17 protein-coding genes and 1 rRNA gene are annotated in these 20,643 nt (G+C 63.0%); 8 read left to right on the top strand and 10 right to left on the bottom strand.

Annotated features, from left to right (window positions below; genetic code table 11):
* Nucleotides 1-291 (bottom strand): 16S ribosomal RNA (locus tag JFN93_RS20415); the annotation flags it as partial.
* A 456-nt stretch (nt 292-747) separates the two neighbouring features.
* Nucleotides 748-1,341: a helix-turn-helix domain-containing protein gene (locus tag JFN93_RS20410; RefSeq protein ID WP_328754477.1), complete on the bottom strand. Its 594-nt coding sequence runs from the start codon at nt 1,339-1,341 to the stop codon at nt 748-750.
* 172 nt (nt 1,342-1,513) lie between these two features.
* Between JFN93_RS20410 and JFN93_RS20405 the strand changes: the two genes are divergently transcribed.
* The 5 genes from JFN93_RS20405 to JFN93_RS20385 all read left to right on the top strand — a co-directional run bounded on the left by JFN93_RS20405 (nt 1,514) and on the right by JFN93_RS20385 (nt 6,290).
* Complete coding sequence (locus JFN93_RS20405; protein WP_199385995.1) at nt 1,514-2,956, top strand: DegQ family serine endoprotease; 1,443 nt, start codon at nt 1,514-1,516, stop codon at nt 2,954-2,956.
* 56 nt (nt 2,957-3,012) lie between these two features.
* A complete protein-coding gene (locus tag JFN93_RS20400) occupies nt 3,013-3,276 on the top strand; it encodes a hypothetical protein (RefSeq protein WP_199385994.1) in 264 nt (87 codons plus the stop codon).
* Between the two features lie 133 nt (nt 3,277-3,409).
* Nucleotides 3,410-4,366 (top strand): RluA family pseudouridine synthase, encoded by a 957-nt coding sequence (locus tag JFN93_RS20395; protein WP_199385993.1) that lies wholly within the window; start codon nt 3,410-3,412, stop codon nt 4,364-4,366.
* 19 nt (nt 4,367-4,385) lie between these two features.
* A complete protein-coding gene (gene pgeF / locus JFN93_RS20390) occupies nt 4,386-5,174 on the top strand; it encodes a peptidoglycan editing factor PgeF (protein ID WP_199385992.1) in 789 nt (262 codons plus the stop codon).
* A 69-nt stretch (nt 5,175-5,243) separates the two neighbouring features.
* Nucleotides 5,244-6,290 carry a hypothetical protein gene (locus JFN93_RS20385; RefSeq protein WP_199385991.1) on the top strand — a complete coding sequence of 349 codons (1,047 nt, stop codon included), beginning with the start codon at nt 5,244-5,246 and terminating at the stop codon, nt 6,288-6,290.
* A 221-nt stretch (nt 6,291-6,511) separates the two neighbouring features.
* On the opposite strand, the gene JFN93_RS20380 is transcribed toward JFN93_RS20385, so the two are convergent.
* The 8 genes from JFN93_RS20380 to JFN93_RS20345 all read right to left on the bottom strand — a co-directional run bounded on the left by JFN93_RS20380 (nt 6,512) and on the right by JFN93_RS20345 (nt 17,145).
* Nucleotides 6,512-6,694 (bottom strand): hypothetical protein, encoded by a 183-nt coding sequence (locus JFN93_RS20380; RefSeq protein ID WP_199385990.1) that lies wholly within the window; start codon nt 6,692-6,694, stop codon nt 6,512-6,514.
* Nucleotides 6,691-8,145, bottom strand: coding sequence for a glycogen synthase GlgA (gene glgA / locus JFN93_RS20375; protein ID WP_199385989.1), 1,455 nt, complete (start codon nt 8,143-8,145; stop codon nt 6,691-6,693). Before glgA ends, JFN93_RS20380 begins: the two co-directional genes overlap by 4 nt.
* Before the next feature lie 85 nt (nt 8,146-8,230).
* Nucleotides 8,231-9,256 carry a galactose-1-phosphate uridylyltransferase gene (gene galT / locus JFN93_RS20370; RefSeq protein ID WP_199385988.1) on the bottom strand — a complete coding sequence of 342 codons (1,026 nt, stop codon included), beginning with the start codon at nt 9,254-9,256 and terminating at the stop codon, nt 8,231-8,233.
* 26 nt (nt 9,257-9,282) lie between these two features.
* Nucleotides 9,283-11,466, bottom strand: a complete 2,184-nt coding sequence (locus tag JFN93_RS20365; RefSeq protein WP_199385987.1) for a glycoside hydrolase family 57 protein — start codon at nt 11,464-11,466, stop codon at nt 9,283-9,285.
* Nucleotides 11,467-11,520: 54 nt separating this feature from the next.
* Nucleotides 11,521-14,031 carry a mannose-1-phosphate guanyltransferase gene (locus tag JFN93_RS20360; protein ID WP_199385986.1) on the bottom strand — a complete coding sequence of 837 codons (2,511 nt, stop codon included), beginning with the start codon at nt 14,029-14,031 and terminating at the stop codon, nt 11,521-11,523.
* A 169-nt stretch (nt 14,032-14,200) separates the two neighbouring features.
* Complete coding sequence (locus tag JFN93_RS20355) at nt 14,201-14,572, bottom strand: response regulator (RefSeq protein WP_199385985.1); 372 nt, start codon at nt 14,570-14,572, stop codon at nt 14,201-14,203.
* Nucleotides 14,550-16,193, bottom strand: a complete 1,644-nt coding sequence (locus JFN93_RS20350; RefSeq protein WP_199385984.1) for a GAF domain-containing sensor histidine kinase — start codon at nt 16,191-16,193, stop codon at nt 14,550-14,552. Before JFN93_RS20350 ends, JFN93_RS20355 begins: the two co-directional genes overlap by 23 nt.
* Before the next feature lie 268 nt (nt 16,194-16,461).
* Nucleotides 16,462-17,145, bottom strand: a complete 684-nt coding sequence (locus JFN93_RS20345) for a Crp/Fnr family transcriptional regulator (RefSeq protein ID WP_199385983.1) — start codon at nt 17,143-17,145, stop codon at nt 16,462-16,464.
* Between the two features lie 154 nt (nt 17,146-17,299).
* On the opposite strand from JFN93_RS20345, the gene lptF reads away from it, so the two are divergent.
* From lptF to JFN93_RS20330, 3 genes are read left to right on the top strand one after another with little or no spacing between them, the layout of a single operon-like run.
* Entirely contained in the window at nt 17,300-18,463 is a 1,164-nt protein-coding gene (gene lptF / locus JFN93_RS20340) for an LPS export ABC transporter permease LptF (protein ID WP_199385982.1), read from the top strand.
* Entirely contained in the window at nt 18,460-19,536 is a 1,077-nt protein-coding gene (lptG, locus tag JFN93_RS20335; protein ID WP_199385981.1) for an LPS export ABC transporter permease LptG, read from the top strand. Before lptF ends, lptG begins: the two co-directional genes overlap by 4 nt.
* Nucleotides 19,537-19,580: 44 nt before the next feature.
* Nucleotides 19,581-20,516: an IPT/TIG domain-containing protein gene (locus tag JFN93_RS20330; protein ID WP_328754469.1), complete on the top strand. Its 936-nt coding sequence runs from the start codon at nt 19,581-19,583 to the stop codon at nt 20,514-20,516.
* Nucleotides 20,517-20,643: the final 127 nt, after the last annotated feature.

The raw sequence follows: 20,643 nt of genomic DNA, 5'->3' as shown, positions 1-20,643 counted from the left end.
TAACCATCGTCGCCTTGGTGGGCCATTACCCCGCCAACTAGCTAATGGTACGCGGACCCATCCTGATACGGTAGCCGGAGCCACCTTTTCCCGCAAAATCCGAAGACCTCGTGGGCTTATCCGGTATTAGCACCCCTTTCGAGATGTTATTCCAGATACCAGGGCAGGTTATCCACGCGTTACTCACCCGTGCGCCACTCTCATCAGAGCAAGCTCTGAATCCCGTTCGACTTGCATGTGTTAAGCACGCCGCCAGCGTTCGTTCTGAGCCAGGATCAAACTCTCCAGTTTAAAATGAAACCGGAAAATCCGATTCTAGTAATTGTGAAGCTGACTACTTTGTTTGCATGAATTCACTGTCTACTATTTAGTTTTCAAAGACCAAGCCGCCGTTCGCGACAGACTCGGCAAGTTACTTCAAACCGCTTCGCCTGTCAACATCTTTTTTTCTGGCCCGGTGACCGCTCTTTTGGAGTCAGCCACCTTGGTGCGGCGCGAAGTCACACTTTATAACAGAGGACGGTACCGTCGTCAAGGGACTTAATGAGTAAATTTCCTTAACCTTACCCCCGTCACCGACCACGTCCCATAACCAGCAAAACCACGCAAATACTGACACTTACAGCGCCAGAAGCTCATCTTAGCTGCTTTATGCCCAGGGTGTCAACGCAGAAAAGCCGCGACTGCAGTGGCCGGCAAGATGCCGGAAACTGGCGCGGCTTTTCCATTTTAATACGGGCGCTGGGCCTAGCTTTTGGTGTAGAGAACCGCCACGGCGCGGGCCTGCATATCTCCCACCGACACGTAGCCGTGCGGTTCGGAGGAATCGTAGTAGACACTGTCACCCGGCAGGAGGTTCATCACCTCGCTGGCGTAGTGGAATTCCAGTTCCCCGTCCAGGATATAGAGAAACTCCGCCCCTTCGTGGCTGTAGAAGAGGGAGTCGTCCCAGGCGCGGTTTTCGAACTCCACCAGGAACGGTTCCACCTTTTTCTGATTCATCCCCGGGGCCAGCGGCTTATAGATATACCCCTGTACCGCATCCTTGCCGGGGCGGCGCTGGCTCCCCAAGGGCGGCTCCCCCCGGGTCAGGACGAACTTCTGCCGGTCCCCCGGCTCCTCGAAGAAGTAGTGGATGCCAACCTTGAGCCCCTTGGCGATCTTTAAAAGCGTGGCGATCGGTGGGATCACCTGGTCGTTTTCGATCTGCGACAACAGCGGTTTCGAAAGGCCGGTGATCTCCGCCAGCGCCTGCAGCGTAAGCCGCTGCTCCTGGCGCAGACTCCGCACCTTCTCCCCCAACTTCATCTCCCTGATTTCCTGCCGTATCGTCTCTTGCACGGGAGCTCCCTCCATATTTGCGCCACATTTATATGCAAAAGGTCTCTTCCCGTCAAGCGCTAATTAACGCCGTTCGATTCAGCCACTTAGGTGGCGAACCAGTTGACATTAGACACTTTTTTGGCTAGGCTTTTACCTCTTAATTTATGAGAAGCGCCCAAGGAGTTTACCCATGAAATCCCTGCGTCTCTTCATCGTTCCCCTCATCCTGGTCCTGCTACTGTCGGGCTGCAAAAAGAAGCACGAGCCCAAGTACTACGAGTCCGGGCGCCAGGAAGGGGAGCGGGTGGAAGCCCCGGTGCAGCCGCAGAAGGATATCCTTGCCACCCAGCAGGCTTTCACCAACCTGGTCAAGGTGGTCACCCCTTCGGTGGTCAACATCTCCACCATCGGCAAGAAGAAGATGGTGCAGCCCTTCTTCGAGTTTTCCCCGTTCTTCGACGACTTCTTCGGCCCGCGCGGCCGTCCCCAGTACAAAAGGGAGAGCAGCCTCGGCTCCGGCTTCATCTTGAACAAGGACGGCTACATCGTCACCAACGACCACGTGGTGCGCGACGCCGAGACCATCCGGGTGAAGCTCTCCAACGAGAAGGTCTACACCGGGAAGGTGATCGGGAGCGATCCCAAGACCGACATCGCCGTGATCAAGATCAGCGCCAAGGAGTCGCTCTCCCCGGCGGTACTCGGGGATTCCGACAAACTGCAGGTCGGACAGTGGGCGGTTGCCATCGGGAATCCTTTCGGCCTGGACCGCACCGTCACCGTAGGGGTCATCTCCGCGACCGGCCGCTCCGACATGGGGATCGAGACCTACGAGGATTTCATCCAGACCGACGCCTCGATCAACCCGGGGAACTCCGGGGGACCGCTGCTCAACATCTACGGCGAGGTGATCGGCATCAATACCGCGATCGTCGCGAGCGGCCAGGGGATCGGCTTCGCCATCCCGGCCAACATGGCCAAACAGGTGGTGAGCCAGCTGATCAGCAAGGGGAGCGTGAGCCGCGGCTGGCTCGGCGTCTCCATCCAGCCGGTAACCGAGGACATGGCCCGCTCCTTCGGCCTCCCCGGAGCCGGCGGCGCCCTGGTCAACGAAGTCGTCGCCGGCAGCCCGGCGGCCAAGGCCGGGATCCAGCAGGGAGACGTGATCACCTCGTTTGGCGGGGTAAAGGTTAAAGACGTCCGCCAGCTGCAGCGCCTGGTTGCCGACACGCCGGTGGGCAAGAAGGTGGATGTCGAGCTGCTTCGGGAAGGAAAACGGGTGAAGGTCACCCTGGCGACCGCCCCGGCGGAGAACGCCCCGCAACAGCCGCAGCGCGGCAACAACGAGGATAACGGCCAGCAGGACCTGCTCGGGCTGAGCGTCCAGGAACTGCCGCGCGAGCTGAAGGCCCGAGGCATGAGCGGAGTCCGGGTCGTCGACCTCGATCCGGACGGGGCCGCCGCCGAAAGCGGCATCCAGCGCGGCGACGTGATCGTTTCGGTGAACCAGAAGAAGGTGAAAAACCTCGCCGAATACTACCAGATGATGAAAGACGCCGAGGATCGCGGTGCGGCGACCCTGCTGGTCAAAAGGGGCAACGCCAGCATCTACTTCTCAATAAGATTAAGGTAGTATCTTGCGAAAAAGCTGCGTATAATGGCCGGCGATCAACCTGAGGAGAAACCTAGATGAGCCTCATTGACAATCGCGACCAGGCAAGACGACTGGCCCGAGCCATCGTATCGGATGTGGCGATCTACAACCGGGAGAAGGTCGAGGAAGGGATCAAGAACGACAACATCTTCGAGGTCCTGGGCGAACAGCTTGCCGAAGGCAGGGAGCACTTCAACTCCCGAGTCACCGAAGAGATTGCTGCCTCGAACGTCTTCGACATCGCCGTGGTCGATGTCCTGATCAAACGGGCCGGCAAGATCGAGTCGTTCATCTGGTAGTGGAGACGCGAATACAGTAAAGAACAGGGACGGGCGCGCTTCTTGGAAACGCGCCCGCCTCTTTTTTGGTCCTACGATTTCCGGTTTTCCGGCGCCCGATCCGACCGACGCCGGCAGCTTTTTTGGGGGAACATTGCAACAGTTCGAACTCACCTTTCCCGTCGGGGCCGACCCCGAGCGGCTGGACAGCTTCCTCGCCCGCAGCGTCGCGGAGCTGACCCGCTCGGCCGTGCTGCGCCTCATCGAGACCGGCCATGCGACGGTGAACGGGGAGCACCCCAAGCCGTCGCTCAAACTAAAGGGGGGGGAGCAGGTCATCCTGGAGATCCCCCCGCCGGTCCCGGCCGAGCCGCAGGCGGAAACCATCCCGTTGGAGATCCTCTACGAGGACAGCGAGCTCGTGGTGGTCAACAAGGCGGCCGGCATGGTGGTCCATCCCGGCGCGGGCAACGCCGACGGGACCCTGGTGAACGCGCTTTTGGGCCACTGCACCGACCTCTCCGGCATCGGCGGCGAGCTTCGCCCCGGTATCGTGCACCGCATCGACAAGGACACCTCGGGGGTGCTGGTGATCGCCAAGAGCGACCGGGCCCACCAGCACCTGGCCGAACAGTTCAAGGCACACAGCATCAAGCGGGTCTACCTCGCCCTGGTGTACGGCAGCTTCGCCCAGGACGGCGGCAAGATCGAGTCCACCATCGGACGCCACCCCATCGACCGCAAGAAGATGTCGGGGAAGGCGCGGCACGGCAAGCACGCCGTCACCCACTGGAGGGTGGTCGCCCGCTACCCCGGCCTCACGCTGCTCCGGCTGCGCCTGGAAACCGGGCGCACCCACCAGATCCGGGTCCACCTCTCCGAGGCGGGGCATCCGCTGGTCTGCGACGAAACCTACGGCGGCGGAACCCGCATCACGGCGCTCAAGGACCCGGAGCTGAAAAAGATGATCAAGGAGATGGGGCGCCACGCGCTCCATGCCAAGACGCTCGGTTTCCTGCACCCGGTCACCGGCAGCTACCTCGAATTCGACACCGATCTCCCCCCCGACCTGGCGGGGATCATCTCCTACCTGGAGAGCAACAACCAATAAGGACCGCGAGGAATTACTGATGGAAATGACCAAGGCCGGAAAGATCCACTACCTGAAACCCGAGCTGGGGGACGGGCTGACTGCCGCGGGGTTCACCACCCGCCACGAGGGGGTTTCCCGCCCGCCGTACAACTCGCTGAACCTCGGGACCAACACGCTCGACTCGCCGCACAACGTCGAGGGGAACCGCAGCCTCCTGGCCCGCGCCTTCGGCGGAACCCTGGAGCGTTTCCTGACCGTCACCCAGGTGCACGGGACCGACCTCCTCATGATCGACGCCCCGAACCCCGAGTTCGACCATTTCCTCAAGCTGGAGTGCGACGGCATCGTCACCAACCAGCCGGGGCTGATGATCGCGATCTGCGTCGCCGATTGCGTTCCGGTCCTTTTGCACGACCCGGTGCAGGGAGTCGCGGCGGCACTGCACGCCGGCTGGAAAGGGACGGCCGGCAACATCGCCGGCAAGGGGGTCGAAGCGATGGTGAAACTCTTCGGCTCCCAGCCCGGCGACATCCGCGCCGCGATCGGCCCCTGCATCCACAGCTGCTGCTACGAGGTTGACCAGCCGGTGAAGGAAGCGTTCCAGGCGGCCGGCGCGCCGTGGGAGCTCTGCGCCACCGAAAAGGAACGCGGCAAGTGGAACCTCGATCTGGCCGCGGCCAACCGTTGGCAGCTCAAAGACGCCGGTCTTCCGGAGTCGCGCATCGATACCAGCGAGCACTGCGTCTGCTGCGACCACGACCTTTTCTTCTCTCACCGGCGCGATTCCGAGGGGACCGGCCGGCAGGTTGGCTTCATTATGCTCTGACGCGGAGTGGCTCGGCCGCACGCAGTGGCCCGGGCTCCCACGTCGCATCATCAAAGGAGGCGTCACTTCATGCGGATGTTGATCAAGCTGGCGGTATTTGTTGCGGCAACCACGGCGCTTTTCGGCTGCGCCCAGAACCATTACAACGTCCCCCACACCTCGATGGAAAAGGTGAAGGTGGTCGGCGTGGCACCGTTCATGGTCGATCCCGACTCCGATATCAAGCACCCGGAGAAGGCCGCCGTGGTGAAGGTGATCGAGCAGGTGAACCGGCGCAACGAAAAGGAACTGATCGCCCGGCTGCGCGAGAGCGGGATCTTCTTTGCGGTGCGCCCGATGGACGATGAGCCGGGACGGCTGTTCACCAACCTGGTCGCCAGCCGGGAGCGCCGCGACGATGCCGGGGTGGTCTATAACAAGTACTTCTACAAGAAGAAGGAGCTCAAGGAGCTCATGGCGGCCAACGGCTACGACGCCCTGATGGTCGTCATGGTGAGCGGGCTCACCACCCGGGAGAAGGTCCGCTCCAGCAACCTCCTTTCCTACGTGGAGACCGACTTCAACAACCTCTCCCTCACCGCGCAGCTCCTCGACCCGGAAGGAACCATCCTCTGGGAGTACCCGAACTTCCGCCAGCGCTCCCTTTCCTACCCGATGCTGCTTTCCTTGCAGTACCCGGACTTCGACGAGGCCGCGGCCAACCTCTCCGACCAGGTCGACATCAAGTTCAAGAGCGTGGCCGGGGTCATTGCCGCTCTCGGGCAGAGCAAGGAATCCGCGATTGCCAACGGGACCAAGATCTCCGCGCTCTACGACAAGCAGCTCGACGAGATGCTCTCCCTGATGAAGACGGACAAGCCGTTTTTCGGGAACAAGAAGGATGACGGCACCGCGCTGACCGCGGCACCCGCTTCGGCACCGGCACCGGTTCCGGCAGCGGTGGCAGCCCCGGCGGCGGCTCCGATCGCGACCCCGGCCTCCGCCCCCGCACCGGCGGCGGCCCGCGTCTCAGCTCCGGCGCCCACTCCGGCCCCGGCGGCGGCCCCGGCTTCGGAACCGAAAATCGCTGCGCCGACCTCGCTCGGAGAGGTCACCCTCCCCCCTTCCCGCCAGTAACCCTAGAGTTGGCGGCCGGGCCGCGCCCGCCGGGAAATACGCAACGAGCGCCTCGTGCTGTGGTAGCACCATGCCGGCGCGACTAGTCCGATCGGGCTGAAATCGCGCCAGGAAATGGCGCTCCCACCAATGCCGCCTTCCAGCGTCTCTCACCCAACAAAAAGCCGGCGCGAGTCTCTCTCGCGCCGGCTTTTTCATTACCCTCGGCCCCTGCTTGCCAGCTACAGCTCCTCGAAATCCTCCGGGTCCTCGTCGGTCTCTTCGGCGACTTCCTCATCGCCCCCCGCTTCGGGCTCGTCGTCGAAATCCTCGTCGCTCACCCGCTTCAAAAACTGGCGGTTACTCTCGATCTGCCGGCGGATCTCCTTGGTCAGCTCCTCAAGGTCGTCCCACTCAACGCTCATCCTTCTCCCCCCCGGCGCGCAAGCGTCTTGCGGTACAGCTCAAGATAACGGTTCACCGAGTTGTTCCAGGAAAAGTCGCAGCTCATCCCGCGCCGCATCAACTTCTTCCACAAGACCCGGTCTTCGTAGGCGGCCATCGCGCGGCTGATGGTCGCCCAAAGCGCATCCGCGGTGTACTCGTCGAAGACGAAACCGTTAGGGGCGGCCTTGTCGCCGTCACGCGGGTCGACCACGCTGTCGGCGAGCCCGCCGGTGCGGCGCACCACCGGAACCGATCCGTAGCGCATGGCGATCAGCTGCCCCAGGCCGCACGGCTCGAAATAGGAAGGCATCAGGAACATGTCGCTGCCGGCGTAGATCTTCGGAGCCAGGGCGTTGTCGAACCCGCTGGCAAACGCGATGTTACGGGCCTTGATCGAGGTGAGCGCCTTGACGTAGCGCTCTTCGCCGGAGCCCAGGATGACCAGCTGGAGCGGGGCGGCGGCAAAGGTCGGCAAGAGCTCGGTCACCAGGTCGAATCCCTTCTGGGCCACGACCCGGGAGACCATCCCGATCAGCGGCACGTCGGGAGAGGTGCTGAGCCCCATCAGCCGCTGCAGCCCCACCTTGTCCACCATCTTTCCGGAAAGGGAGGCGTGGCTGTAATTCTTCATGATTTCCCGGTCCACCGCCGGGTTCCATTCCTCGTAATCCACCCCGTTCAGGATGCCGAAGAGGTCTTCGCTGCGCTGCTGGAGCACCCCGTGCAGCCCGCACCCCATCTCGGGGGTCTGGATCTCGCGGCAGTACGCCTCGGATACGGTGGTGACCACGTCGGCGGAGATGATCCCGGCCTTCATCAGGTTCACCTTGCCGTAGAACTCCAGCCCGTCCATGGTGAAGCACTCCGGGGCAAGCCCCATGTCGGTAAGGGTCTCCGGCGGGAAGAGTCCCTGGTAGGCGAGGTTGTGGATGGTGAACACCACGCCGGTGCGGGCGAAGAACGGGTCGTCCTTGCGCTCGTGGCGCAAAAGGTGCGGGATCAGGGCGGTCTGCCAGTCGTGGCAGTGGATGATGTCCGGGCGGAAGTCCATCTTCTTGAGCAGCTCCAAAACGCAGCGGCAGAAGAAGGAGAAGCGGAGGTGGTTGTCGGGGTAATCGCCGTCGGCGGTGCCGTAGAGATGTTCGCGGGAAAAGTATTCCTTGTTCTCGATGAGGTAGACCGGGATCTCTCCCAGGGACGCCTGGCGCAGGAACCCCTTCCGCTCGGTGTCGCCGACGACGACCGAGGCGCTCTTTCTCCCCTTGCGGACCGCCATCCCCCCTTTCTCAACCGTGGAGTAGAAAGGCATCATGATCCGCACGTCGTGGCCGTGCGCCTTCAAAGTCTTGGGAAGGGCGCCGGCAACGTCGGCGAGACCGCCGGTCTTGGCAAAGGGGGTCACCTCGGAGGCGACGAACAGGATTTTCATGTAAAACCTCAAAATTCTTGAATTGATCGACCAATGAGAAGCTCGGAAAGAAACTCCTTACCATACTCTCAACTGCAGGGAAATGTCAAATTTCTGCCTCGCGCAGAAAGGTCGCGGCGTCCTCCGGTGAGGTCGGGTTGATGAAGAAACCGGTCCCCCACTCGAACCCTGCGATCTGGGTCAGCCGCGGCACGAGTTCGATGTGCCAATGGTAGTCGTACTCGAGCGAACTCCAGAACTCCGGTTTCCCCTGCCGGGGCTGCCTGGGCGGGGCGGTGTGGAGGATGAAGTTGTACGGGGGATCACGCAGCACCGACTTCAGCCGGCAAAGCATGTCCTTCAAGGCGACGGCAAGATCGGCGAGATCGTGATCGTCCATCAGGGTGAAGTCGTGGACGTGGCGCTTCGGATAGAGCCTAAGCTCAAACGGGAAACAGGAGGCGTACGGGGTGAGCGTGACGAAGTTCGGGAATTCCTTCACCACCCGCTCCCCCTTGGCGAGCTCGAACTCGATCACGTCGCAGAAGATGCAGCGCTCCTTGGCTTCGTAGAACTCGCGGCAGGTTCTGAGCTCGGTCACCGCGACCGGCGGGGTCAGCGGGACCGCGATCAGCTGGCTGTGCGCGTGGGAAAGGGTGGCCCCGGCGCAGCTCCCCTGGTTCTTGAACAGGACCAGGTAGCGCAGCCGGGGATCGCGGCTCAGGTCGGCGAGGCGGGCGCGGTAGACGCCTAAGACCTCGGCGATCTCGTCGGCCGAGAGGTCGGCCAGGGCCCGGCCGTGGTCCGGGGTCTCGATGATCACCTCATGGGCGCCGACCCCCTCCATCACGTCGTAGGGGCCGTACCCCCGGCTTTTGAGCTCCCCTTCGATGCGCAGGGCGGGGTACTTGTTCGGGATCACCCGGACCCGCCACCCGGGCTGGTTCGGCTCCCCCGCCTCGCGCAGGGCCATGATCTCCGGATGGGTCTTCTCCTCGTTACCGTAGCAAAACGGACAACTTTCCCCGGAAAAGGACTCCGGTTCAACCTGGAAATCACGCGGGCGCCGCCCGCGTTCGGTGGCAATGATCACCCAGTTCTGCTTCAAAGGATCCCAGCGTAATTCCGACATCGTCACCTCGTGTTGCCGCCGAACCGTCAGATGAGCCAGGTTTCGGCCTCCAGCTCCGGTCCGGCATAATCCAGGAGCAGCGGCGCGTCCAGAGGCCAGCGCCCCAGCAGTTCGCCGGCCCGGGAGAGGGTGAACTGGGCGAAGAGGCGATCACCCGGGGCAAGTCCCAGCACGGCCAGGGGTACCGCGACCTCGGCGACGCGCACGACGCAGTAGCGGACCTTGGCCCCGGAGGGACGCCAGACGCCGTCCTCCTTCTGCAACAGCTCCGCGCTCATTGCCCCGCCCACCAGGTCGGCCCGGAATTCCAAGCCGGCGATCAGGTTGAGGGTGAAGACGTCGGCGGCGCCAAGGATACGGTCCAGCGGCTGCACCCCGTCGATCCGGAAATAGAAGAACTCCAGGTCGAACCCGTAGTAAAGGGACTGGAGCAGGCTTTCCCCGGCATGCATGGTGGAGGAGCGCTTGGAGAGATCGTAAAGCCCGGCGGCCAGCCACTTGAAGTAGTCGGTCACCGTCCCGGTGAGGGCCGGGGTGATCAGCGCGGCCGGCTCCCGGATGAAGCCCGCCGGCAAAAGCTTCTTGATCGGGGCGAAGAGCTCGCGCGGCACCTCGAGGTCCAACAGACGGTAGACGTTCATCAGGTGGCGCCGGAAGAGGAGGTCGAAGGTCCCGGCGTGGTGCGAGAAATGGTCGTCGCCGTACCACCAGAACCAGTCGCTCCCCTCCGCGGCATAAAGCGAGGTGCAGACCAGCTGCGCGGTTTCATCCCCGTCATCGCCGCCGGCCAGAATCCGCGCCACCTCGGGGCTGGCCGCGACCGCCGCCTGCCGGGCCCGGGCCAGATGGTCCCAGGCGGTGTTCTCTTCCGGGTGGCCGATCCAGATGGCGTAGTTCGCGTTGATCCAGGAGCCGGGATGGATATGATGCAGCGGACGCCGCTCCGGGATCCGCTCCAGGGCCTCGGAGAAGGTCGCCGGAACCAGCCCGTGGGTCTCGGAAAGTGCGCTGTAGACGCGGGAGAGGAAGGGAAGTCCGTTCCCCTCGAAATATTCCCAGGCGTTCTCGCCGTCCATGATGATCGAGGCGACCCGCGGGGCGTGGCAATGGCGCAGGATCTCCTTGAGCCGCCCCAAAAAGTCCGCCGCCGCCCGCTGGGTCTCCCACTGCGAATAGGTAAAGGAGATCGCGTCGGATAAGGCGTGGTCGCGGAAGAACAGGGCGAGTTCGTGGCCGTCGCGCTGGAACTGGTAGGGGCGGTAGAGGTGATCGCGTTCCTTGCCGATCCCGCCGGCAAGCGAGTGGGCGAGCACCCACTCGTCCGAGGCGGCCCACCCGATGCCGCATTCGGCCATGAGGCACAGGGCCTCGTCGCTCACCGACCCTTCCGAGGGCCACATCCCCTTCGGCTTTACCCCGAAGAGTTCCTGGAAAAGGGCGATGGCCCGGGAGATTTGGGCCCGGGCGTCCTCAGGATGGCGAAACGGAAACATCGGAAGGTTGATCTTGGGGAGCGCGGTACGCGCCGCGCCGGTATCGCACAAAAGCGGGAGGATCGGGTGGAAATAGGGGGTGACCGAAAGCTCGACCTTCCCCTCCTCGGCAAGCCGCCGGTAGAGCGGAACGATCTCCCCCAGGAGGGTTCGCTGGGTCGCCAGGAGAAGCGCCTTGTCCTGTTCGGTGTAGTTTTTCCCCTTGGCGATCAACTCGGCAAAGACCGGGAAGCGGCGCCGGGCCATCTCGCCGGTCCAGGTCAGGAAGAACCAGACCTGCAGATCGAGAAAGTCCTGGGGACGCAGGGTGTGCAGCCGGTCCTTAAGCGGCACCCCCGAGCCCCCGCCGGCCAGGCAGTAGAGCTCCAGGTAGCGCGGGTGCGGCTCGATCATCCGCTGCCGGTTCGCCGAGAAGAAGTTCTCCAGGATGAAGAGACGCTCCTCATCGTCGAGATCGGCGGGGGGACGCGCCGCGAGGGTCAGGAAGGGATCGGAAGCGGTACCGGAGGCGTACTCCAGGAGCTGCTCCAAAAGGGAGGGGACCAGGTTGAAGGTAGCCCGCGCGCCTTCCGTCGCCTCGACGATCGCGGGCATGTCGTAATAGTCCTTGATCCCGTGCAGGTAGGTCCAGGGGAGGAGGTATTCCCCCTCCACCGGGTCCTTGTAGTAGGGCTGATGCATGTGCCACAAGAATGACACGTACAGGGGTTCGGCCATGGCTCCCTCGGTTTCATGACGTCTACGGCGCCGAACTCCGGGCGCCGGCCGGCCCTACTGCTGCAGCTCCTTCTTCCACCTTTCCACCTTCTGCATGTACTCTTCGAGGAGCCGCTGGGCGGTGCGCGGCTCCTTCGCCTCGGCCACCACGTGCACCAGCGGGAGGTACTGGTCGGGGAGCACCAGGACCCAGTCGTCGCCGAAGGAGACCTTGATCCCGTCGATGAAGGTCGCCTCCTTCTCCACGCTGTCCTCACTCATCTTGCGCATGATCCCGCCCTTCATCTCCCAGATGCAGGAGACCTTCCCTTCGAGGAAGGTGCGGAAGGGGACCTCTTTCATCACCCGCGACAGCGGCACCCCGGCGGCGGCGCAGAGTTCCAGGGTCTTGGCGATGGTGAAGAGGCCGTCGAAGGCGGCCTGGAACTTCGGGAAGGCGAAGCGCCCCCCCATCGACCCGGCCATCACCACCTCGGGGGAAATGGCCGCCTCGATCATGGAGCGCTCCGCGCTCTTGGTGCGGCGCACCGAGCAGCCGTGGTCCGAAGCCATCTGCTCGATCACCGACGGCGCGGAAACCGGAATGGCGAAGGCGCCGCGGGCCCCGGCCTTCAGCATGAGCGCCACCATGAGGCGCAAGAGCTCGGCGGGCTGGTAGATCTTGCCGGTCTCGTCGATGAGGACCACCTCCTCGGCGGTCGGGTCGAGCCAGAAGCCGGCCCGCGCCTCCAAGGAGACCACGATCTTGGACAGCTGCTGCAGGCTGTGCGGCTTCTCGTCGGCGCTCTTCGCCCCGCGCTGCTCGTCGAGGTAGGTGTTGAGCGCGATCACCTCGCACCCCATGTCGTTCAATATCTGGGGGAGGATCTGCCCCGCCCCGGAATGGTTGAAGTCGATCACGACCTTGGTCGCGCTCTTGCGCAAAAGCGCCTGGTCCAGCCCGCGGAAGAACCCTTCCCGGTAGAAATCGACGACCTGGGGAAGTTCGGTGATCCCGCCGGGCTCGGTGTGGTGGGCACGCCGGAAGTTTTCCTTGTAGAAGATCCGCTCCACGTTCTTGCCCATGGAGCTCGAAAAGTCGAGGCCGTCGGCGTCGAGGAAGACGATCTCGGTGGAGGCGGGATCGTCCATCGCCTGGCGGAAATGGACCCCGCCGACCTCCCCGAAGGTGCGCAGCTTGTAGCGCAAAAGCGGCAGCGAGATCATCCTGAGGTCGCGGACGTTGACCCCGGCGGAGAGACATCCCCCCAGAAAGCTTCGCTTGAGCATCCGGGAGGAAAGGGTCGCGTCGCGCCCGATCAGGACATGGCTTCCCTTGGGGAGCGACGAGCCGTAGGCGCAGCCGAGCTTGGCCACGAACTCCGGGGTCAGCTCGATATTGGTGAGCCCCTTGATCATCTCTCCTTCGAAGAGCGACTTCTTCCAGCGCTCGCCCCAGATGAGGTTGCCGGTCACCGTGGAGCCCGCCTCGATCACCTTGCGCGGCCAGACCTTCACGTCGCGCTTGAGCAAGGATTCCTCGCCGATGGCGGTGTCGTCGGCGACCACCACCCCCTCCTCGGTGACCACGCCCGGGCCGACGCTCACGTTGTTGCAAATGACGCTGTCGTTGATTCGCGCCCCCTTCTTCACGTAGACGTTGTCCCAGATCACGCAGCGGGAAAGCTTGGCCCCCGGCTCGATGGTGCAGTTGCGCCCGATCACGGCGTCGCGGATCTCGGCGCCGCCGAGCACCTGGGTGTTGTCCCCGATGACCACGGTCCCTTCGGTGGTGGTCGCCTCGCCCAGGCGGACGTCGAGCCCCAGGCGGAGATCCTTGCCCGGCACCTCACGCTTGGCCTCGTCGATCTTCACGGTGACCTTCCCCTTGAGGATGTCGTGATGCGCCTCGCGGTAGGAATCGGTGTTGCCGATGTCGCGCCAGTATCCCTTGATGGGGAAGCCGAAGAGCGGGAGCTTCTTTTTCAAAAGGAGCGGGAAGAGGTCCTGGGAGAAGTCGAAGTTCTCCCCTTCCGGGATGTACTTGAAGATCTCCGGTTCCAGGACGTAAAGCCCGGTGTTGATGGTGTCGGAGATGACCTCGCCCCACCCCGGCTTCTCCAGAAACTGGGTGATCCGCTTCTCCTTGTCCGTGACCACCACCCCGAACTGGAGCGGGTCCTTGACCGAGGTGAGGGTGATGGTGGCGAGCGCCTTGCTGGAGAGGTGGAAGTCGAGCACCTTCTGGATGTTGAAGTCGGTGAGGAGGTCGCCGCTGATGATGACGAAGCGCTCGTCCAGGTATTTTTCCGCGTACTTCACCGCCCCGGCGGTCCCCATGTCCTCAAGCGGGGTGACGTAGGTGATGCGGACCCCGAACTCGGCGCCGTCGCGGAAGAAGTTCTTGATCACGAACGGCTGATGATACAGGAGCATCACCAGGTCGGTGATGCCGTACTTCTTGAGGAGCTCCACGATGTGGAGCATGATCGGACGGTTGACGAGCGGAACCATCGGCTTGGGAATATTGCAGGTGAGCGGTTGCATCCGGGTGCCAAAACCACCCGCCATAATCACAGCTTTCATATCAGGAGCTCCTTAGGTGAAACCGTTCAACGTTCGACGTTCAACGTTCAAGGTTTGTGGTTCACGGTTCAAGGGTTTCGTCTGTGCAAGCTTCTGCGGCCGAAGTTCTTGGCAAGTCCGACGTCGAGTGTCTAAGGTTGGACGTCGAACGTTGAACCTTGAACTGCCTCTACCCCACCGCCTTCTGTTTCTTGGTCAGGACCCTCTTGATCTCGTCCTTGAGCTCCTGCATGTCGCTCGACTTCACCACGTAGCCGTCGGCGAGCCAGGCGGAGAAATCGTCCTTGTAGCAGGAAAAGGCGGTGCAGAGGATCACCGGGAGCGAGTGGCGCTCCTTCACGATCTTCTGCAAAAGGTCGATACCGCTTTCGTTTTTCAGCTTGATGTCCAGGACCGCGAGGTCGAAGGTCTCCGCCTGGAGCTTCTCCACCGCGTCGACCGCCGAGGCGGCGGTCACCACTTCGTACCCCTCGTCGCTCAGTTCCTGTGCGTAGAGCAACCTGATGTTCGACTCATCATCAACTACAAGCAGCTTCGCCATGCAGATATTCTCCTTTCGTTGAAAGCCTTATCGCGTAAACGTTCCCCCCCCCGGGAGGGTTGGTGATGGAAAAGGAGCTGCCGTGCCGCTCCAAAATGGTCTTGCACAGGGAGAGACCGACCCCGGTCCCCATCTCCTGAGTGACAAAAAAAGGCGCGGTGAGCGCCTCTTGGGCCGATTCGGTAAGTGGAGCCCCGGAATCGCTGATCCGGACCAGGACGTCGTCCCCCTCCAGCGCAGTCTCCACGGTGAGGTCCCCCCCCTTCTCCATGGCCACCATGGCGGTGCCGATGATGGTCCGGACGCAATAGGAGATCTGCTTGTAGTCGATGCGGACCCGGGGGATGTCGGGGGCAAGCAGGGTGCGGGCCCGGATCCCGACCTGCTCCAGGCTCGGCGCCACGTCGTCCAGGTTCGTCATGACGAGCTCGTTCAGATCCCAAAGATCCATGACCGGAAACAGCGACTCGGAGTAGTCGAGGACCTCGCTCAAGACGTCCTCCAACTGGCGGGTCTCCCGCACGATGGATTCGAGATAGCCGCGCCGTTTGTCGTCCTCGGGGCTCCCCTTGAGCAGGGTGCGGGCGAAGCCGCCGATAACCATCAACGGATTGCGAATGGAATGGGCGATCGAGGAGGTGATCTTCCCCACCAGCGCCATCTTTTCCATCTTCACGATCAGCTCCTGCTGCTCGCGAAGCTTCAGGTTGGCCCCCTTCTGCTTCTCCACTTCCTCCTGGAGCCGCTCGTAGAGCGAGGCCCGCTCCAGGGCGAAGGCGACCGGGAAGGCGAAGGTCTCCAGGGACTGCATGTCCTGGAGGGTGATCGGCTTATGGGTGATGCAGTTGTCGGCGATGATGATCCCGATGCGGCGGTTTCGGGAGATGAGCGGCATGACCAGGAAGCAGTCGACCCCGAGGATGCGGGCGAGCCCCCGGTCGAGGTCCGGGTTGTTGAGGGCGTTTTCGACGAGGATCGGCTTTTTGGTGCGCAGGGCACGGTTGAAGATGTGCCCCTGGTCGGAAAGGGGTACGGTGAGCTGGTTCAGGATGTCGTGGAACTTGACTTTCTCGGAGCTGAGCTTGGTCTTCTGGAAGTTCTTGGCCAACTCCTTGAGGGTGAAGTTGCTGCGCCCGATGTCGTCCCAGGTGCGCCACGCCTCTTCGTAATCGCGGGGACCGACCCCCAGGTAGCCGCGGATGTAGCGCCGCTCCTTGTCGGTCATCAGCAAAAAGGCGCGGTTCATCCCGAACCCCTTGCCGGCGGTGATCGCGGTCATTGCCACCGAGAGGACTTCGTCGATGTCCATCGAGGTCTGCAGGACGAGCCCCACCTCGCGCAGGAATTTGATCTCGCGGGTTCTGCTGTTCAAAAAGCTCAGCATCACCCCCATCTGGCTCTTTTGTTCCTGGAACTCGGTGAGGATGTAGGGGACGACCTCGGCCAGGGGGTTGTCCATCCCCTTCATCCGGGCCAGGTCGTTTTTGAAGCGGGGGCACTCCGCGCACTTCTCCACCACCCGGCGCCGGTGCGAGGTATACAGGTCCTCCTCCCCCTCGCCGATGTAAGGGCACGCTTCGGGGACGATCTCTTCTTTACTCCAACAACATTCCCAATCCAAGCAGCCTCCCCGGGGTCCCACACTTAGGAAAAAAGAAGTGCGGGAAATTATATCAGCCCATTTGTGAATTTCAAGGAGAATTTTCCAACTTTTTCCGATTTATTAATTAACAATTGCTAGAGCGGCTGCACTAAGTCGTCAAAATCAGGCACTGAACCACGCAAAGCATGCGCGACAAAGGTAGGGAGCGGGGCGGGAGCTGGAGCCGGCCCTGCACAGGGGGCAGGGCCGGCGGGTACGGGGAAAGATAGCGGGGTGGAAGCGGGGACTACTTTCCGGCCACCTGGCGGAGGCGCTCGACGTTCAGGATCACGACCTTGCTGCCGTCGACCTCGATGATCCCCTCGTCCTTGAGTTTCTTCAGGGTCCGGGAGAGGGTCTCACTGACGGTGCCCAGCCGGGAGGCGAGCTCCCCCTTGCGCATGTCGAGCTCGACGTAGGTCTTCCCCTGGAACGTGGTCCCTTTCCGGTTCCCCAGCTCGAGCAGATAGGAGGCGAGCCGCGAGGGCGCGTCGGCGAAGGAGAGTTCCTCGATCTGGTGGGCGAAGCGGCGCAAAAGCATCGAGAGGGAGGCGATCAGGTTCATCGAGAAGCGGGGGTTACGCTCCAAGAGCCCCATGAACGACTCGCGCGGGAAGTAGAGCACCTCCCCTTTCTCGACCCCGCGGGCCTCGGCGGGATACCTGCCGTCGCCGAAGAACGCGGCCTCGGCGAACGTCTCCACCGGGTGCACCATGTGGAGCACCTTCTCCCGTCCGTCCGGGGAGATCTTGCAGAGTTTGAGGGCGCCCCGGGCAAGGAGGTAGAAACCTTCCGCCTGTTCCCCTTCGGTGAACAGCGTCTCTCCCTTGGCAAACGGGCGGCGTACCGCGATCTGCGCCACGTCGGCGAGGTGCTCGTCGGAAAGACCGGAGAAAAGAAGTGCCTTCTTAATGATCTCGCTATTTTCCATGCCCTCATATTTACCTGATTGGGGGCGTGGAGGCAATACCTAAATGGGGAGCGATCCGGCGGATCAGGCGGTCGGTCCGATCCGCGCCAAGGACGGCGGGAGAGCCCGCGCCACGCTTTACTTCGCCGATGATCTCGGGTAACATGGCACCTTCATGAAAAAGACCCTCTACCTCTATATATTCAGGGAGATACCTCCCCCGTTTTTGATCGGGATGGCCACCTTCACCTTCATGCTCCTGATGGGGCGGTTTTTAAAGCTGGCCGAGATGGTGGTGGAGAAGGGGGTCCCGCTTTCCGACGTGCTGCGCATGGTCGCCTACCTGCTCCCCTCCTTCTGGCTCTACACCATTCCGATGGCGCTTTTGCTGGCCACCCTGCTCGCCTTCGGCCGGCTTTCCGGGGACAGCGAAGTGACCGCCATGAAAAGCTGCGGCATCAGCCTCTACGGCATGCTTCCCCCGCCGATCGTCTTCGCCCTGATCTGCTGCGTGCTCTGCAGCTGGATCACCATCTATGCCGTCCCCTGGGGGAACCTCGCCTTCAAGAAGCTCATCATCGAGGTGGCCCAGAACAAGGCGGGCGTGGTGCTCAAGGAACGGGTCTTCAACGACGCCTTCCCGGGGCTGGTGATCTACACGGAAAAGTTCGACCCGAAACGCCAGACCATGGAAGGGGTCATCATCAACGACGAGCGCAATCCGAAGGACCCGTCGACCATCTTTGCCAAGGGGGGCGCTCTCGTCGCCGACCCGGGGGAGCGTTCCATCGAGTTCCACCTCAAAGACGGGAGCATCCACCGCAGCTCCGGCAAGGAAGGGTACCGCCTGGTCGAGTTCCAGGGGTACGACCTGCGGGTGTCCCTCGCCCAGGAGGACAAGCAAGCCGAGAAGAGCGAGTCCGAAATGACCCTCGATGAGTTGCGCCACCCCCCGAAGGGGCGCAGCGCCAAGGACGTCATGTCGATGCGTCTGGAATACTACAGCCGGCTGGCGCTCCCCTTCTCCTGCTTCGTGTTCACTCTCCTGGCGATGCCGCTGGGGATCCAGAACCGCCGCTCCGGGAAGGCCGCCGGCTTCTCGGTCAGCATCGGGGTGCTCCTGCTCTATTACATCGCCCTTTCCGGCTTCAAGACCATGGGGGAGCGCGGGGTCATCTCCCCGGCCCTCGCCTGTTGGGCGCCCAACATCGTCTTCCTGGTCCTGGGCGCCTACCTCTTCCGCAAGGCGGCGGTGGAGGAAGAGCTTCCGCTGGCCGCGCCGATCGGACAGGCGCTGCGTGCCGTCAAACGGATGATGGCGCGGGGAGGGCGCGGATGAGGATCCTGACCCGCTACGTCGCCACGACCTACCTGCGCATCCTGGCGCTCTGCCTCGGCGCCTTCATCGCCATCTACCTGGTGGTCGATTTCATGGAGAAGGTCGCCCGCTTCACCAGAAGCGGCGCCTCCTGGTACGTCATCTTCTCCTTTTTCGTCGCCAAGACGCCGGAGATCATCAGCCAGAGCGCGCCGCTTGCGGTGCTGATGGCGACCCTTTTGACCCTCGCCACCCTTTCCATGAACTCCGAGATCACCGCCATGCGGAGCTGCGGCATCGGCCTGGCCCGGATCACCATGCCGATCCTGGTCATCGCCTTCATCTTCAGCGTCCTGAGCCTGGTGGTCGGGGAAATGGTCCTCCCCAAAAGCTACGCCAAGCGGACCTACATCCAGGAGGTGCTGATCGAGAAGAAGAGCCCGAGCACCTTCTTCCGCCAGCAGAACATCTGGTACCGCGAGCCGGGCGCCGTGCTCCGCGCCGCCCTGTTCGACCCGGGGAGCCAGACCCTCAAGGGGATCACCTTCTGGGAACTGGACCACGACCTGAAGCCTTTGCGGCGCACCGACGCCGCCTCCGGGATCCTGGGGGCCAACGGCTGGATCTTCAAAAACGCCGTGGTCTGCGACTTCGCCCCCGGCGAGCCGAAGTTCCACGAGGCAGCCACCCTTCCGGTCCCCCTCAAGCTGAAACCCGCCGACCTCAAGGTGCTCGGCAAGTATTCGGACAACATGACCATCTCCGAGCTGCGCAACTACTGCAAGAAGCTCAGGGAGGGGGGATACGACCCCACCCGCTACCTCGCCCAGATGCACGGACGGTTTTCGCTGCCGTTCGGCGCGGCGGTCATGGCCTTTCTCGGGGTCCCCTTCGCCATGCGCAGCAGCCGCTCCAGCGGCATTGCCCTGGGCATCGGGCTATCGCTTGGGATCGGCTTTCTCTACGTCATCGTCAACAACGTCATCCTCTCCTTCGGGCAGGTGGGCGTGCTCCCCCCGATCGTGGCGGCGTGGGCGACGAACTTCATCTTCCTCCTGGTCGGGATCTGGCTCTGCCTGACGGTCGAAAGCTGACCCACCGGAAGGCTTCAGCATTACCATGCAATAGGAGGTGCGCCGTGAAACCATCCGTGAGCATTCTGGTCCTGTTTCTACTCACCACACTGACGTGGAGCGCCGTGGCGCAACCGCTCCCCCCCCTCCCCACGCCCCGGGAAGGAGTTCCGGCCGCCGGGGGAGCCGCCCGCGGCGAGGCGCGCAGCGCGCCGCTCACCGTGCTCAGCATCATTCCCGCCCAGGGCGAGCCCGGGATCACCGTCACCCTGAACGGCAACGGCTTCACCGACCGCACCGTCGCCTTTCTCGGGGCCACCGAGGTCCGGACCACCCTGGTGGCGGACAAGGTGCTCACCCTGGTGATCCCCGACCTGCAGCCGGGGCTCTACGCGCTCTACCTGCGGCGCGAAGACGGGACCACCTCGCGCCCCTACAACTTCTCGGTGCAACCGGTCCGCCCCGAGATCAGTTCGCTCTCCCCGGAGAAGATCGACGCCTGCGCCGCCGGCCGGGAACGCGAGGTGACCGTGAACGGGCTGAACTTTCAAAGAGGCGCCCAGATCGTTTTCGACGGGGGCGGGATCGGCACCCGGTTCGTTTCTCCCGAGGCGGTCGCCTTCGTCACCCCGCAGCTTCCCTCCGGGCTGCACCAGGTGATGGTGCGCAACCCTTCCGGGGCGGCATCCGATCCCCTGGCCCTGATCATCGACAGCAAGCCGGAGATCAGCAACGTGGCCATCGGCTCCGACTACGTCAGCTATTACGAGCTGATCGTCAGCGGCCGGAACTTCCAGCAGGGGTCCACCCTGGTAGTGGACGGGGTACGGATCCACACCGGCGAGCCCAGGGCCGGAAATCGCGAGTCGCTGATCTACGCCGGCTGCAGCCAGATCATCTACCAGCGCCACCCCTACGACGCCACCCCCAAGGACCTGAGACTCCAGGTGGTGAACCCCAACGGCGAGGAGAGCGGCGTGGTGTCGGTGACGGCACCTTGAGGGCGGGGTCGGGGATCGGGGGTCGGGGGTCGGGGAAAAGCACCGAGCCGCCGGCAACTGCACCGCCGGAAAGGTCGGATCGCCCCTGATCCGTCGGATCGGTCCGAGAACCAGCCAATAAAAGTAA

Origin of the sequence: Geomesophilobacter sediminis (genome assembly GCF_016458275.1) — a bacterium.
Classification (GTDB): domain Bacteria; phylum Desulfobacterota; class Desulfuromonadia; order Geobacterales; family Geobacteraceae; genus Geomesophilobacter; species Geomesophilobacter sediminis.
Note: the sequence above shows the minus strand (reverse complement) of the source record. Positions and strands in the feature narration are given on the sequence as shown.